Annotated in this window: 15 protein-coding genes and 3 pseudogenes; 14 read left to right on the top strand and 4 right to left on the bottom strand. The window is 61.9% G+C overall.

The genetic code is table 11. From position 1 onward, the window contains the following. Positions 1 to 13: 13 nt before the first annotated feature. Entirely contained in the window at positions 14 to 325 is a 312-nt protein-coding gene (locus CIT26_RS28310) for a hypothetical protein (RefSeq protein ID WP_095495597.1), read from the bottom strand. A 160-nt stretch (positions 326 to 485) separates the two neighbouring features. Here CIT26_RS28310 and CIT26_RS28305 point away from each other — a divergent pair. Then, positions 486 to 692: pseudogene (locus tag CIT26_RS28305) on the top strand (GGDEF domain-containing protein); the annotation flags it as partial. 344 nt (positions 693 to 1036) lie between these two features. Here CIT26_RS28305 and CIT26_RS28300 read toward each other — a convergent pair. Continuing rightward, on the bottom strand, positions 1037 to 3346 hold the full coding sequence (locus CIT26_RS28300) for an amylo-alpha-1,6-glucosidase (protein ID WP_095495596.1): 2310 nt from the start codon (positions 3344 to 3346) through the stop codon (positions 1037 to 1039). A gap of 160 nt (positions 3347 to 3506) precedes the next feature. On the opposite strand from CIT26_RS28300, the gene CIT26_RS28295 reads away from it, so the two are divergent. The 3 genes and pseudogenes from CIT26_RS28295 (at position 3507) to CIT26_RS28280 (ending at position 5925) form a co-directional block, all read left to right on the top strand. Next, entirely contained in the window at positions 3507 to 4031 is a 525-nt protein-coding gene (locus CIT26_RS28295; protein ID WP_095495595.1) for a hypothetical protein, read from the top strand. A 364-nt stretch (positions 4032 to 4395) separates the two neighbouring features. Further along, positions 4396 to 4623, top strand: a pseudogene (locus CIT26_RS28285) (diguanylate cyclase domain-containing protein); the annotation flags it as partial. Positions 4624 to 4701: 78 nt separating this feature from the next. Beyond that, the gene (locus CIT26_RS28280) at positions 4702 to 5925 is read left to right on the top strand and encodes a GGDEF domain-containing protein (protein WP_095495593.1); all 1224 of its coding nucleotides are present in this window, start codon (positions 4702 to 4704) and stop codon (positions 5923 to 5925) included. Here CIT26_RS28280 and CIT26_RS28275 read toward each other — a convergent pair. Next, complete coding sequence (locus CIT26_RS28275) at positions 5909 to 6259, bottom strand: hypothetical protein (RefSeq protein ID WP_095495792.1); 351 nt, start codon at positions 6257 to 6259, stop codon at positions 5909 to 5911. The genes CIT26_RS28280 and CIT26_RS28275 overlap by 17 nt on opposite strands. Before the next feature lie 239 nt (positions 6260 to 6498). On the opposite strand from CIT26_RS28275, the gene CIT26_RS28270 reads away from it, so the two are divergent. The 7 genes and pseudogenes from CIT26_RS28270 to CIT26_RS38560 all read left to right on the top strand — a co-directional run bounded on the left by CIT26_RS28270 (position 6499) and on the right by CIT26_RS38560 (position 12154). After that, positions 6499 to 6861, top strand: coding sequence for a hypothetical protein (locus CIT26_RS28270; protein ID WP_095495592.1), 363 nt, complete (start codon positions 6499 to 6501; stop codon positions 6859 to 6861). Positions 6862 to 7325: 464 nt separating this feature from the next. Further along, complete coding sequence (gene sdhC / locus CIT26_RS28265; protein WP_095495591.1) at positions 7326 to 7745, top strand: succinate dehydrogenase, cytochrome b556 subunit; 420 nt, start codon at positions 7326 to 7328, stop codon at positions 7743 to 7745. 23 nt (positions 7746 to 7768) lie between these two features. Beyond that, entirely contained in the window at positions 7769 to 8143 is a 375-nt protein-coding gene (gene sdhD, locus CIT26_RS28260) for a succinate dehydrogenase, hydrophobic membrane anchor protein (RefSeq protein WP_210335001.1), read from the top strand. 3 nt (positions 8144 to 8146) lie between these two features. Continuing rightward, positions 8147 to 9985 (top strand): succinate dehydrogenase flavoprotein subunit, encoded by a 1839-nt coding sequence (sdhA, locus tag CIT26_RS28255; protein WP_095495589.1) that lies wholly within the window; start codon positions 8147 to 8149, stop codon positions 9983 to 9985. A 2-nt stretch (positions 9986 to 9987) separates the two neighbouring features. Continuing rightward, complete coding sequence (locus CIT26_RS28250) at positions 9988 to 10425, top strand: DUF3052 family protein (protein WP_095495588.1); 438 nt, start codon at positions 9988 to 9990, stop codon at positions 10423 to 10425. Next, entirely contained in the window at positions 10425 to 11204 is a 780-nt protein-coding gene (locus CIT26_RS28245) for a succinate dehydrogenase iron-sulfur subunit (protein WP_095495587.1), read from the top strand. Before CIT26_RS28250 ends, CIT26_RS28245 begins: the two co-directional genes overlap by 1 nt. A 310-nt stretch (positions 11205 to 11514) precedes the next feature. Beyond that, positions 11515 to 12154, top strand: a pseudogene (locus tag CIT26_RS38560) (YceH family protein). 128 nt (positions 12155 to 12282) lie between these two features. On the opposite strand, the gene CIT26_RS28230 reads toward CIT26_RS38560, so the two are convergent. Continuing rightward, positions 12283 to 12708, bottom strand: a complete 426-nt coding sequence (locus tag CIT26_RS28230) for an OsmC family protein (RefSeq protein ID WP_095495586.1) — start codon at positions 12706 to 12708, stop codon at positions 12283 to 12285. A 194-nt stretch (positions 12709 to 12902) separates the two neighbouring features. On the opposite strand from CIT26_RS28230, the gene CIT26_RS28225 reads away from it, so the two are divergent. The 3 genes from CIT26_RS28225 (at position 12903) to CIT26_RS28215 (ending at position 14117) form a co-directional block, all read left to right on the top strand. Beyond that, on the top strand, positions 12903 to 13115 hold the full coding sequence (locus CIT26_RS28225; RefSeq protein ID WP_095495585.1) for a hypothetical protein: 213 nt from the start codon (positions 12903 to 12905) through the stop codon (positions 13113 to 13115). A gap of 3 nt (positions 13116 to 13118) precedes the next feature. Further along, positions 13119 to 13475 (top strand): YciI family protein, encoded by a 357-nt coding sequence (locus CIT26_RS28220; RefSeq protein ID WP_095495584.1) that lies wholly within the window; start codon positions 13119 to 13121, stop codon positions 13473 to 13475. A gap of 114 nt (positions 13476 to 13589) precedes the next feature. After that, positions 13590 to 14117 carry a hypothetical protein gene (locus CIT26_RS28215; protein WP_095495583.1) on the top strand — a complete coding sequence of 176 codons (528 nt, stop codon included), beginning with the start codon at positions 13590 to 13592 and terminating at the stop codon, positions 14115 to 14117. Positions 14118 to 14157: the final 40 nt, after the last annotated feature.

The raw sequence follows: 14157 nt of genomic DNA, 5'->3' as shown, positions 1-14157 counted from the left end.
CGGGCCCTTTCTTTCAGCCGGGGCGCCTGACGAATTCGTGGAATTGCTCACGGCGGCCGGGTTGATCCTTTGCCACCACGAGCGCCAGCTGGCGTTCGTCGAAAAGCTTGAACCATTCGTCCCATTCGACCAGTTCGTAGCCGCCGGCGTTGGCCGGGCGTTCGGCCTGGTCCTGGTCCTGATACGCATGCTGGCCGAAAACCAGCCTCAGCATGGCTTGCGTGCCTGTTTCGGGCGATACATCGACGATTGCCGGAAATCCGGCACGTGACGCGGCCCATGAGCGAATTGCCTCGTGATCGGTCAGCATGATCGTATCGGCCATGAAAGCGTCTCCATCGATTGCTGCCGGAAAACGCCGGCCGCGGTCTCAAGTTCCGTGCAGCAGCTTCATAGGCGACCTCGCGCATATTCGATCCCGCTTAACCGCTTGTTTGGGCTTCCGCTCTAAGGTCTTCCCTGACGCAAGCGTGGGGCACGGTCCTTTGGACACCGGTCTGCTGATAGGGTTGCTCAACCCGACGATCGCGCTTGTGCTCGGCGCGGTGTTTCTCGTGCTGTGGTTCTATCGGCGTCACCGCCCCTATCTGGCCGTGCTCGCCGCCAGCTACTGGCTTTCGGCGATCGGTTTCCTGTTGCAGCATTTCACGCTGCCCATCGGCATGGCGCCAACCAAGCTGATCTCCAACCTGTGGTCTCGCCGGCGCGATCATGGTCCGGCGCCGTTCCTGACCGGAGAGGCGCTTTGCGGCCCTTGTCGCTCTCGCGTGTTGAATCTGCGTTTTCCGTCCCAGGCGAGAGGGCCGATCGTTTTGTTGGAGCCATGCCGACGCAACCTTTTAACTGGTTTAACTGGCACCACCGATATTGGACATCTGGCAACGTCAGACCGAGGAGTGGTTGTCACATGTTGTCATCGAGCATTGGCGGCGACAAGCGGTGGCCGCGCGGCATGCCGATCAGATCGGCTGGTCGGCATGGCAGATCGATAAAGCCCGAAAGGTTTGCCGAGCCGGGCGGTGATCGTAATGCCATTTCAATGGCCTGGTGCCAGACTCATGAGGATGTCTTTGGCGCGCTCGCCATAGCTTGCCGTAAGCGACCAGGGGCTGGGTTGGCGAACCACGTGCAGCCAGCCACGTTTTTCCAGCACCTTGTAATCGCTGCTTCCATTCGATTTGCGAAAAAATCGGATGGTGACGATCGCATTTGCGACACGGAGATCCGAGATCGTGATCTCGGGCAGCCAGGCCGGCAGATGAGGATCGACGAACAGCATCCGGAGCGGCGCGAAGGGCTGCAGGCCCAGCAGCGCCTGAAGGAGCGTATAGACGGTGGTCGTCGACCACGCCTGCGGCGAATTGGCGGCCGGATAGACCGCTGGAAATGGATGATCCTGATCGCGCTGGTGCCCGGCAATACACTCCGGCAAGCGAAAAAAGTCGAAAAGCGCAGCGGTTTCGAACTGCGAACGGCATACCCGCTCGACATAATCATGGCATCCATATCGATAAGCACCAATGGCGAACGGACCGTGCTCGACGGGCCAGACGGTGCCACGGTGATAGGAGTAGGGATTGAAAGCCGGATGTTGTGACGAAAGGGTTCGCACGCCCCAGCCGGTGAACATGTCTTCGGCAAACAGCCGCTTCAACGTGCGCGGCACCAGCGCCGTGTCGGCGATGCCGGTTGCGACGCAGTGCAGGGCGTTGGAGCCGATCGAGCTGACCTGGCGTCTATCGGGGTCGAGCGCCATCGCGAAGAAACCCTCGCTCTCCATCCAGAAGGCTTCGCTGAACCGCTTCTTGAGTTCCTTCGCGCTTTCGTACAGGTACTTTGCTTCATCTCCGCGATCGAACCACCATAAGACCTCGGCGAGATTCATTTTGGCGGCGTAGACAATTCCCTGCTCCTCGCAGGTCGCGATTGGCTTCGGCACCTGGGAGCCATCTTCGTAGACGATTGCGTCGCTCGAGTCCTTCCAGGCTTGGTTCTCGAGCCCGAGTTCCGAACGCGTTTTGTATTCGCAGAAGCCATCCTTGTCGTGATCGCAGAACGCATCGAGCCATTTGAGAGCCGCAATCGCAGGGTCGACGTATGGGCGTACGAGATTCTTGTCGCCTGTCCAGTGCCATAGCTGCGCCGCCACGAAAGGATAGAAGCCGGAGGTCGTGATCGATCCGTAGTACCGTGCTTTGGGCGTGTAGTTGAGACTGGCGAGCGGGCCGGTATGGGCTTCATGCAGCATGCGGCCCGGCTGTTCGTCGCGCCAGTCGTTGATCTCTTTCCCCTGCAATCCGGCGAGCACGGGCAAGGTTCCGCGCATGATATCGGTCGTAACCGGCGCAGCCTCCCAGGCAACTGTGAGCGTATCGCGGCCGAACAGCGCGATATAGACCGGCAGCCCCGCTGCCGTCGTCCATGCTCGCTCCGCGCAATCGAGATCGTACAGGCGCAAAGCGTCCAAATCCCGCTTGGCCTGCTCGAGCGCTCCGATCACCACGTTCGCCAGTGTCGTGCTTTCGGGGCTGGAAAAACGCGGCGCATCGCTCAGAAAACGTTGCGTACGGCGATCATAGTCATTGGCCTGCGGCGAAAAGGACCGGCACCGATAGCTCGAAAGGAGATCCCGACCTTCTATCACCGGAATGATGTCGATACAGCAATGCCAGCGCTCATGAGGAGCAAGGCCGACATCGAAGGCGATGCGCCCGTTCCTGTATCGGGGCGGCATGGTGGCGTTCGAGAAGCGGAGCCTGACACCTCGCCGGATTGACGCAGTCCCCTTCTCATTTTGATGATCATAGCCATGGTGCGCGTGATATTCGAAGGTCAGCTCGGAAAGCTCTTCACCTTCCATCCACTTGCAGGTCTGCCGGCCGCTCTGTCTGCGGTTACCGTGCGTTTCGTCCTGGTCGGCGAAATCGGCGTCCAGATCAAGCTCGAGCATGAACTGGACTTTTTCCTGCGTGAAATTCACCAGATCGACATCCTCGTGCAGGCCCTCGCCGACATAGCGCGACAGGCGCAGCTCGATGGACTCCTGCGCAGTCTCGGAAATGGTCGGGCGCCGCTTGGCCGCCTTCGGAACCGGAGCGATGTAGTAGCCAAGCCAGGAGTGCTGAGCCACGTTGGAAATCGAGACAGGGTACGGCGGACGGCCGTTGATCAGATAACGGTAGCGAGAAAGGAGCCGTGTCTGGTGGACAAACAGGCCTTGATCGGAACCGTTGTCGAAAAAACCGTCGCGTCCGGTCGCCAGCACCGTTCGGCCTTTGCTCACATAGATCGTTTCCGGCCGTACCCGCAGGCGGACCAGGCTGTGGTCGGGCGATTCAGCAGGCATACCGTTTGGCTCCGCACGCTCTGCATGTAGCGCCCGCTAGGCTTGAGAAACATCAACTTCAATCAAATCCCCGTGAATCGTACCGGACGTCCGGAACCGCCGACGCGTTCCCGGCATTGATTTTGCGGAGGAATCTGCGTCCAGAACAGGGAGCAGTGTTATGGCTTACCGTGATTACATCCATACGCCGGTGACGCCGCGCGACATCCAATGGGGACTCCAGCAGGGGGCCGTTGCGGGCATCGTCGCAGGCATCGTCTTTGCGGCGTTCGAAATGGCGGCGAGTGCGTTCATGATGGGGGCGGAAGCGTTCTTCATGCCCCTGCGCATGATCGGCGCCATCGCACTTGGACCGGAAGCTCTCGATCCCGGCTACCCGCTCCTGACGGCCAGCATCGCCGGCGTGATCGTGCATTTGATCCTGGCCATCGCCTATGGGATCGTGTTCGGGGAGATTGCCGCAATGCTGCGAGGGCAAGCCACCTTCATTGGTCTCGGCAGCATCTTTGGTCTCGCTTTGTGGCTCGTCAATTTCTATGTGATCGCGCCGATCGCATTCCCCTGGTTCCTGCAAGCAAGCCCGGTCGTGCAGTTCATTGCCCACACATTCTTCTTCGGTACCGTCCTCGGCTGGTTCCTGTGGAAATCGCACGAGAGAAGCGGGCTCGAAGGACCGGCGGTTTAGCCTTGCCAGCACCGACCTTGCCCCAGGCTTGCTGGACCGCTATCTGGCTAGTGCGGCTTACAAGGGCCAGGTCCGGCGTACCAAGGCATCATCTGCACGCGATGACAATCTTTTCCACTCGGTCAAAGGGCTCCACAAGACCCATGGGTCCCTCACGGCCGAGGCACGCGGCAGACTTGCGGGATTTTCAACGGCAAGGACCAGGGTTGGCATTTTCACCGCGGCGACGGTTTTGCTCTTGATGATCGGCTATGGGTTTGGCAGTCGCAAAAGAACCGCCGCACGGCAATTGATTGACCGAAAAAGCAAAAAAACGGGACGGTGATTGGACCGCGAGAGCCCCGACGTGTTTGGCTGCTTCGGAAGCATTGGCAGCGTCGACGGGCTCCCGTCCGGCACAAGAGTGACCGCGAGCTTCGGCGTGACGCCCCGCACCGGCGAGGAAGGGCTGGAGCCGCTGATGCGCCGCGCCGACAAGGCGCTTTACAAAGCCAAACGGAACGGCCGCGACAGCGTGCGGCTATCCTATGAACGGTCGGCCTATGAACGGTCGGAAACGGTGCTCGTTGTGGAACCGCTCAAAGCTGGCTGATCGCATCCGCGCCCGGGCTCGCGTTAACGTCTTTTTCGCCCGTTCGTGATTTGCTGGCGCAGGGAGTGCGAAAACCACATGGGCGGCGGCGCAGAGTTCATCCTTGCAATTAACCTGCTCGTCGCCGGCCTGCTGGCGGCTGCCTTCATGACCATCTCGTTCAACGATGTGGCGCGCGCGCCGGCGCGCTGGCTGGTCTTCGGTTATCTGCTCGGGATGGCCTATTTCGCCATCGAGTTCAGCATTCCGGTCTTCGACAATGCGCGACCCGCGGTCGTCGCGGGCTTCGCCGTTTTCCTGGGCGCCACCATCGCCTTCAATGGCGGGCTTGCCCATAAATACGGCGTGGCGCCGCCCTGGGGGCCGATGCTCGTCTTCCTGTTTGCGGCCACCGTGGCCGTGTATTTCGTGCAGGATCTGCCGCGCCAGTCGCCTGCCCGCATGATGGCCTACCAGCTTCCCTATGCGGCCATGCAGTTCGTCGGCGTCGCCATCGTCTGGTCGTCCAGACAAAGACGCGATTGGCTCGACCGTGCGCTGATGGCCGTTCTGGCGGCCAGCGCCCTGCAATTCGTGAGCAAGCCGTTCATCGCCCATGCATTGGGCGGCTGGGGCGTCAATCCGCAGGCCTACCTGCAGAGCAACTACGCTCTGGTGTCGCAATCACTAGGCACGGTATTCGGCATGACAATCGCGCTTCTCATTCTGGTCATTCTGGTCCGTGACGTGCTCGCCGAGGCGACGTCGAAGTCGGAGACGGACACGCTATCGAGGCTGCTCAACCGGGGCGGCTTCGAACGTCATGCCGAGCTCGCGATGCGTGACGCCGTGCGCAGGGGTATTCCGGTCGCATTGGTCATCGCCGACCTCGATCATTTCAAGAGCATTAACGACAGTTTCGGCCACGCATCCGGCGACCGGGTCATCGAGGCCTTTGCCGGCTTCCTGCGTGATGCGGCCGCCGATCACCACGTCGCCGGCCGCATCGGTGGTGAGGAATTCGCCATCATCCTGCCCGGAACCAACCTCGCCGCCGCGCGGCTCTTCGCCGAAGGCACGCGCAGCGCTTTCGGAGCCTTGCCGATAGACTGTCTGCCGGCGCACCATCGTTGCACCGCCAGCTTCGGCGTTGCCGAGCTTCACCCGGCCGAAGCTTTTTCCGACCTGCTGCAGCGCGCCGACGAAGCGCTCTATCAAGCGAAGGGCAGCGGACGCGATTGCGTGCGCATCTCGATAGGGTCAATCGCCACCCGGCAGACGGCTGTCGCCAACGCCGGGCCGAAGATCAGCGGCAGGGGCTGAGTTCGGGCATCTCGCCGTCGGAAAGGCCGTACATATAACTGCGGCCCTTCACGAAAACCGGCGGCCGGTAGCAGTCGCGGCTGCTGACGTCATCCGCGTCGTTTTCATAGATTTTGGGCTGGCCGGCGCCGGTGTAGTCAGACAGTTCCTTGGCCAGGTTGCCGTCGCCAACGAGGATGCGCTTGTAGCCGGCGGCGCTCTCGATGACGAGATTGCCGAAGGAATCGGCGTAGACGCGGTCGCGCGTCCCGGCGAGTGCCGGTGCTGCGAAGCCGATGGCCACCGCCACCAGGATGAGCGCCGGAAGGCGCGATCTGCCTGAATTCGAACGCATGGCGTCTCCCATTTGTCAGAGAGTCTTCCTTGAATCGCAAATTAACCTTTTCTTAACCTTTGTTAAGAGGCCGGCCCTGCTGGCAGCCAGGTCTCAGCAAACATGGTTAATATCCGACGCCTTGGAAGGCTGCGGCCATCTTTCGGCCATGCTTGCCCGCACCCTCGCCCAGGGTCGAGCGTGGCGCGGGTGATCTTGGCAAAGCATCGCGGCTGGATTGACGCGCAGGGAGGCAGCATATGGCGTTCCGCCGGACGTTTCGGATAACGCCTGCGCTTTTCCCATTGCTGATCACTGCTGCCTGCGTGTCGCAGACCAATGCGCCGAAGGCCGGAAATCCGCTCGCGGCCACCACGACCGATTCGACGGCACGGCAGCCGCGCGTCGCGACTTACAATTGCGCCGATGGCGCCAGGATCACCATCGAAAACCTCGGCACCTCGGTGCGCGTGCTTGGCCCGGACGGCGCCAGAGAGGACCTGCCGGCCTCGCCCGCCAATCAAAGCAGCCGCTTCGGCGAGGCGCATGACGCAATCGTGATCGACGGACGCGACGCGCTGGTGATGAAGGGCGGCGCCACCCCGCTGACCTGCACCCGCTGACCGGGTGTGCTGATATTCAGGTGAGGCCGGCCTGCAAAGGGCAGCTTCCTGCGCTTACCTACCGCGCCGTGCGCCCTTTTGGGCGCAAAGGACGCTTTAGAACTTTGATTTTGCGCATGACCACGGGATCATGCGCGGGCTCACGTACGGAAATGTACGCTCCGCTCCGGTTCTCGTAAGCTACCTTTTCGACTCGGCCTGACCTGAATCTCAACACACCCTGGACGCCCAAGTCGGGCAGATATGTTGCATCGCAGCGAACATTGCGCCGGCTTTGGGTCTCGCCCTAATCGATTGAAGCGAAACACCGCTCTTTTGTCAGACTAAATTACGTTTTCGAAACGATTTTCCGGCTTTGACGCGGTGCAAAAAGCGCATTAGAAACCGGCTGTCCGAAGTCGCAACCGGAAGCGGTAATGCCGCATTTCCACCTGGGGCTCCAGAGACGCCGAACTGGGGGAGCCATGAGCAAATCACCAGCCACCCGCGAATTTGCCAGACGTGAACGGCCGCTTTCGCCGCATCTGACCGTCTATCGACCGCCGATCACGATGACGATGTCGATCATCCATCGCATCACCGGTGGCGCGCTCTATTTCGGCACGCTGCTGGTCGCCCTGTGGCTGATGGCGGCGGCGAGCTCGCAAGCTACCTTCGATGCCGTCAACTGGGCCTTCGGCTCGTGGCTGGGGCGGCTGGTGCTGTTCTTCTATACCTGGGCGCTGATGCACCACATGCTGGGCGGCGTGCGCCACCTGATCTGGGACACCGGGGCAGGTCTTGAAAAGGATACGGCCTCGAGGATCGCCTGGGCGACGCTGGCCGGCTCGATTGTACTGACGCTGCTGATCTGGATCGCCGGCTATATGGCGCGGGGGGCCTGATCGTGAGCCACCACAACACCGACATGCGCACGCCGCTGGCGAAGGTTCGCGGCCTCGGCTCCGCCCGCGAGGGCACGGAGCATTTCTGGCGCCAGCGCCTGACGGCGATCGCCAACATCCCGCTGATCCTGTTTTTCGTCGGCTTCCTGATCGCGCTGAATGGCGCCGGCTATGCGGAAGTGCGCGCCGCACTTGCCAACCCGTTCGTGGCGCTGGTCCTGGCCCTGGTGCTCTTGTCCGGGCTCTACCATATGCGGCTCGGCATGCAGGCGATCATCGAGGACTATGTGCATGGCGAGGGCATGAGGCTGGCGCTGCTCGCCCTCAACACGTTCTTTCCCGTAGTGGTCGGCGTCGCCTCGATCTTCGCCCTGCTCAAACTGGCATTTGGAGGCTGAGTTTTGGCCAAGGACGCGACAAACGCCAACACGGCGTCCGCCTATACCTATGTCGACCACAAATTCGACGTCGTGGTCGTCGGCGCCGGCGGCGCCGGCCTGCGCGCCACGCTCGGCATGGCCGAACAGGGCCTGCGCACCGCCTGCATCACCAAGGTTTTCCCGACGCGGTCGCACACTGTCGCCGCTCAGGGCGGCATCGCCGCCTCGCTGTCCAATATGGGCCCCGATTCCTGGCAGTGGCACATGTACGACACCGTTAAAGGATCGGACTGGCTCGGCGACGTCGACGCCATGGAATATCTGGTGCGCGAAGCACCTGCCGCCGTCTACGAGCTCGAGCATTACGGCGTGCCGTTCTCGCGCACCGAAGAGGGCAAGATCTACCAGCGGCCGTTCGGCGGCCACATGATGAATTTCGGCGACGGCCCGCCGGTGCAGCGCACCTGTGCGGCCGCAGACCGCACCGGCCACGCCATCCTGCATACGCTCTACGGCCAGTCGCTGAAGAACAACGCGCAGTTCTTCATCGAGTATTTCGCGCTCGACCTGATCATGGAGCCGGACGGCACCTGCACTGGTGTCGTCGCCTGGAACTTGGACGACGGCACCATCCACCGCTTTTCGGCAAAAATGGTGGTGCTGGCGACCGGCGGCTATGGCCGCGCCTATTTTTCGGCGACCTCGGCGCACACTTGCACCGGCGACGGCGGCGGCATGGCGGCGCGGGCCGGGCTGCCGCTGCAGGATATGGAGTTCGTGCAGTTCCACCCGACCGGCATCTACGGCGCCGGCTGCCTGATCACCGAGGGCGCGCGCGGCGAGGGCGGCTATCTCGTCAACTCCGAAGGCGAGCGCTTCATGGAGCGCTATGCGCCATCAGCCAAGGACCTTGCCTCGCGCGATGTGGTCTCGCGCTGCATGACGCTGGAGATCCGCGAGGGACGCGGCGTCGGCAAGAACAAGGACCATATTTTTCTCCACCTCGACCACCTCGATCCGGCTGTTTTGCACGAGAGACTTCCGGGGATTTCGGAATCAGCAAAAATCTTTGCCGGCGTCGATCTGACCAAGGAGCCGATCCCGGTACTGCCGACGGTCCACTACAATATGGGCGGCGTGCCGACCAATTACTGGGGCGAGGTGCTCAACCCCACCGCCTTGAACCCGGACCAGGTGTCGCCAGGGCTGATGGCGGTCGGCGAAGCCGGCTGCGCCTCCGTCCACGGCGCCAACCGGCTGGGCTCGAACTCGCTGATCGATCTGGTGGTGTTCGGCCGCGCGGCGGCGATCCGGGCAGGCCAGGTGATCGACCGCAACGCCGCGATCCCCTCGCCCAACGAAGCCTCGGTCGAGAAGATCATGGACCGCTTCGACCGGCTGCGCCATGCCAACGGCTCGACGCCGACCGCGGTTCTGCGCGAAAAGATGCAGAAGGCGATGCAGGACGATGCGGCGGTGTTCCGCACGCAGGAATCGCTGGAAAGCGGCTGCAAGCGCATTTCGCAGATCTGGGGCGAGCTCAAGGACGTAAAAGTGTTCGACCGCTCGATGATCTGGAACTCCGACCTGGTCGAGACGCTGGAACTGGAAAATCTGATGGCCAACGCCATCACCACGGTCTATGGCGCCGAGGCGCGCGAGGAGAGCCGCGGCGCGCATGCGCGGGAAGATTTTTCGGCGCGCGACGATGCGAACTGGCGCAAGCACACGCTGGCCCGGCTCAGCGAGGCCGGCGAGGTGTCGCTCAGCTATCGGCCGGTGCACACCGAGCCGCTGCTTAGGGAAGCAGACGGCGGCATCAACCCGGCCAAGATCGCTCCCAAGGCGAGGGTGTATTGACGATGGCGCTGGCGGTCTCAGGATATTCGGGCACGCCTCTTCCGGCCAAGCTCGGCCTGAAGGACGGAATGATTGCCGCCTTTATCGCGCTGCCGGCGGAGCTCGACGATCTGGCCAGTGCTGTCGACTTCGCCCACGTCGATCGGCTGCCGGACTGGTCGAAGATTTCAGGTGCTGCGCGGAAATACGATGCCGTCCACGCCTTCACCCGGCAGCGCGCCGAGATCGAGGACAGCCTCGCCGGCGTCGAGGCTGCAATCAAGCGTGACGGCATGGTCTGGGTCTCCTGGCCCAAAAAGGCATCGAAGGTGCCGACCGACGTCACCGAGGATATCATCCGCGCGCAAGCGCTGAAGCTCGACCTTGTCGACGTGAAGGTCGCCGCCGTGAACGGGATCTGGTCCGGGCTGAAGCTCGTCATCCGAAAGGACCTGAGGTAATGGTCGAACTCACCCTTCCGAAAAACTCGAAGATCAAGGCCGGGAAAACCTGGCCGAAGCCGGAGAATGCTACCAATCTGCGCGAATATCGAATCTACCGCTGGTCGCCGGACGATGACGAGAACCCGCGCATGGACACCTATTTCGTCGACATGGACGATTGCGGACCGATGGTGCTCGACGCGCTGCTCTACATCAAGAACAAGATCGACCCGACGCTGACGCTGCGCCGCTCCTGCCGCGAGGGCATTTGCGGCTCCTGCGCCATGAATATCGACGGTTCCAACACGCTCGCCTGCACCAAGGGCTGCGACGACATTTCCGGCGCGATCAAGGTCTACCCCCTGCCGCATATGACGGTGGTCAAGGACCTGGTGCCGGATCTCACCAATTTCTACGCCCAGCACGCTTCGATCGAGCCATGGTTGAAGACGGTGTCGCCCGAGCCGGCCAAGGAATGGCTGCAGAGCCATGAGGACCGCGAAAAGCTCGACGGGCTGTATGAATGCATCTTGTGCGCCTGCTGCTCGACCTCATGCCCGAGCTACTGGTGGAACGGCGATCGCTATCTCGGCCCGGCGACGCTGTTGCAGGCCTATCGCTGGCTGATCGATTCCCGGGACGAGGCCACGGGCGAACGGCTCGACAATCTCGAAGACCCGTTCCGGCTCTATCGCTGCCATACCATCATGAACTGCGCCCAGACCTGTCCCAAGGGCCTCAACCCGGCCAAGGCGATCGCCGAGATCAAGAAGATGATGGTGGAGAGAAGGGTCTGACCCCGGCAGTTTCTGCCTCGTCTCTCATAGGCAGCGATCCTTCGCGCCCCCCTCTGTCCTGCCGGACATCTCCCCCACAAGTGGGGAGATTGGCTGCTGCAACGGCTTTCGCCAATCGCCAATGCTGCAAGAAAGGCGCCATCGGCGACGCTGCCGATCTCCCCCCAAGTGGGGGAGATGTCGGGCAGGACAGAGGGGGGCGCTGTCCCGCCGACATTGAGAGGCTCTGTCGTAACGCTCGGATGTCTGTCAAATTCACAGTGCCAAAGAACATCACAGTGCCAAAAAAACCAGCAGCAATAGCTATCCAATGACCGATACCGAACTGCCCATCCTCTCTCCCGTAGAAGCGCGCGTGCTCGGTTGCCTGATCGAAAAGAAGGAACTGACGCCCGATATCTACCCGCTGACGCTCAATGCGGCACTTGCCGCCGCCAACCAGAAGACGGCGCGCGAGCCGGTGATGTCGGTCGAGCTTGCCGAGGTAAGACGAGCGCTTGGCCAGCTCGAGCACAAGGGCTTGGTCAGGCAGGTCTTTGCCTCGCGCGTCGAGCGTTACGAGCATGTCCGTCGCACAGCGCTTTTCGCTGACCTCGGCGCAGATTGCGCTGCTTGGGCTGCTGTTGCTGCGCGGTCCGCAGACCGCATATGAATTGCTGGCGCGCAGCGAGCGCATGGCGCGCCTACCCTCCATCGACGAGCTTCGCAGCAATCTCGACCTGTTGATTGGCCGCAAGCCGCCGCTCGTTCAGCAGATCGATCGTGGACCCGGCCAGCGCGAGGACCGCTATGTGCATCTCTTGAGCGGGCCTGTGCAGCTGTCGGCTGCCGCAGCGCCCTTGCAAGCGCCATCGCCGGCCTCGGATTTCGAAGCACGCGTGCAGGCTCTCGAGGAAGAGGTCGCACAGCTGCGCGCACGAATCGACGCGCTGACCGGCGAAGGAAGCTAACGACCTTTTGAGGCGTCGGAGGGACAGCACCCCTCTGTCCTGCGGACAGAGGGGTGTGAAGGATCGCCGACGCCCACAAATGAAAACGCCAGCCCTGGAGCCGGCGTTTATCACTTCATGCCATCTGCTCAGCCGAGCTTGGCGTCGAGTGACACCTTGATGGCGCCAAGCGCCTTCGAAACCGGACACCCGACCTTGGCCTGTTCGGCCAGCTCCTGGAATTTCGCGGCATCGATGCCCGGCACCTTGCCGACCAGCGTGAGCGCGCTTCCGGTGATGCCGGTGCCTGGAACCAGCGTCACCACGGCCTTGGCGTCGAGTTCGGTGGCGGGGGTGCCGTTCTCGGCCAGGACATGCGAAAGCTGCATGGCAAAGCAGCCGGCATGCGCCGCCGCGATCAGTTCCTCCGGATTGGTGCCGGACTTGCCGCTTTCATCCTCGAAGCGCATCTTGAACGAGTAGGGCGTGCCTTTCAGAGCCCCGCTCTGCGTGTCGAGCGTGCCCTTGCCCTCTTTCAGATTGCCTTTCCAGACGGCGTTTGCGGTGCGGTCCATGAATTCCTCCTTGATGTGGTGGCTGAGCCGTGATCGGCGTCTGATCGACTATAGCGCGCGTCGGCACGAAGGCCACCCGTGCTTTCGCGCCAATGGCGCCGCGTTAAAAAAAACCACGTGCAAAAATGTCGACTTCCATCCGCCTCGGCCGTCCTGCGGGCGGCCTCTGATTTCGTGGCCGGATGGAGGATCACATGAATAGTCTGTTTTCTGCTCACTGGAGGCACACCGGCCGAAAGGCTGCTGAACAAGAAGCCGACTGGTTGCATCGGTCACCTTCCGGTTTCGGTCGACTGCTTGTGGCAGTCGCCATCATCGGGGTTACGGTGTCCCTTGTCGATCATGCGGCGTTCAAAAGCCCGGCTGAGACCTTGGTTGCCAACGGTTCGTCACAACAAGGAAGATGAGAGATGAAATACGTTTGCCTGGTCTATGGTGAGGAAAAAGACCTTTATGCAATGAGCCCGGAGAGGCTGGCCAAGCTCGACGCCGACTCGCTGGCCTATGACAAATCGGTGGAGCAAAGCGGTCGGCTGATCATCGCGCAGGCGCTGCAGTCGGTGAAGACCGCGAAAACCGTGCGCCGGCGCAAGGGCAAACGGCTGATCACAGACGGCCCCTTCGCCGAGACCAAGGAGCAATTGCTCGGCTTCGTCATGATCGAGGCCGGGGATATCGACGAGGCGCTGGAGATTGCCGGCGGCATCCCGCTGGCCGAAATCGGCACGATCGAGGTCAGGGCGATCTACAACGTGCCGGGGTCCTAGCGATTATTCTGTTTTGCGTCCGGCTGAATCAAATTTCTTCGGCGGGCGCAACTTTTGCGCGTTGAAGCGAGGCAGCACTTCTCCTATCGTCGCTGCGGTTTGGGGATCACGGGCATGCATATACTGATTGCTGCAATTGGGCTGTTGGGAGCGGCGGCGTTCTGGTGGTATCGGATGAAGGCCATGAACGATGCGGCGCGCGAGGTCGCGGACGTCGTCGGGCGTGTACAAGGGAACATTCGCCGCAAGAGACTGCGCAAGCAGGCGGCGCTCTCACCGCTGACGGCGATCGACGATCCGGTCGTGGCGGCCGCGACGCTGATCACCGCCATCATTTCCGAGAACGGCCCTGTCCTGCCGCAGCGCGAAGCCGCGATTCGGTTGATGATTTCCGAGATTGCGGACGACAAGAAGACCGATGAGGCCGTGGTCTACGCCAAATGGGCGGCGTCACAGATCGACGATGCCACGATCGTCATCGACAAGCTGGCGCCGTTCCTGCGCGAACGTCTGGATGTGACTGAGCGAAACGATTTGCTGCAGATGGTGAACCGCGCGGCGCAGGCTGGTGAGCAACCCCTGAAGATATCCGACCAGCGGATACTGCGGCTGCGGCAGAAGCTGGGCTTCGAGGTCAACTAGGGTGTGCTGATATTCAGGTGATGCCGGCCTGCGAACGGCG

It is taken from the genome of Mesorhizobium temperatum, from assembly GCF_002284575.1.
In the GTDB taxonomy this organism is placed as follows: domain Bacteria; phylum Pseudomonadota; class Alphaproteobacteria; order Rhizobiales; family Rhizobiaceae; genus Mesorhizobium; species Mesorhizobium temperatum.
The sequence above is the reverse complement of the archived record's forward strand: the minus strand, read 5'-3'. Positions and strand labels throughout refer to the sequence as shown.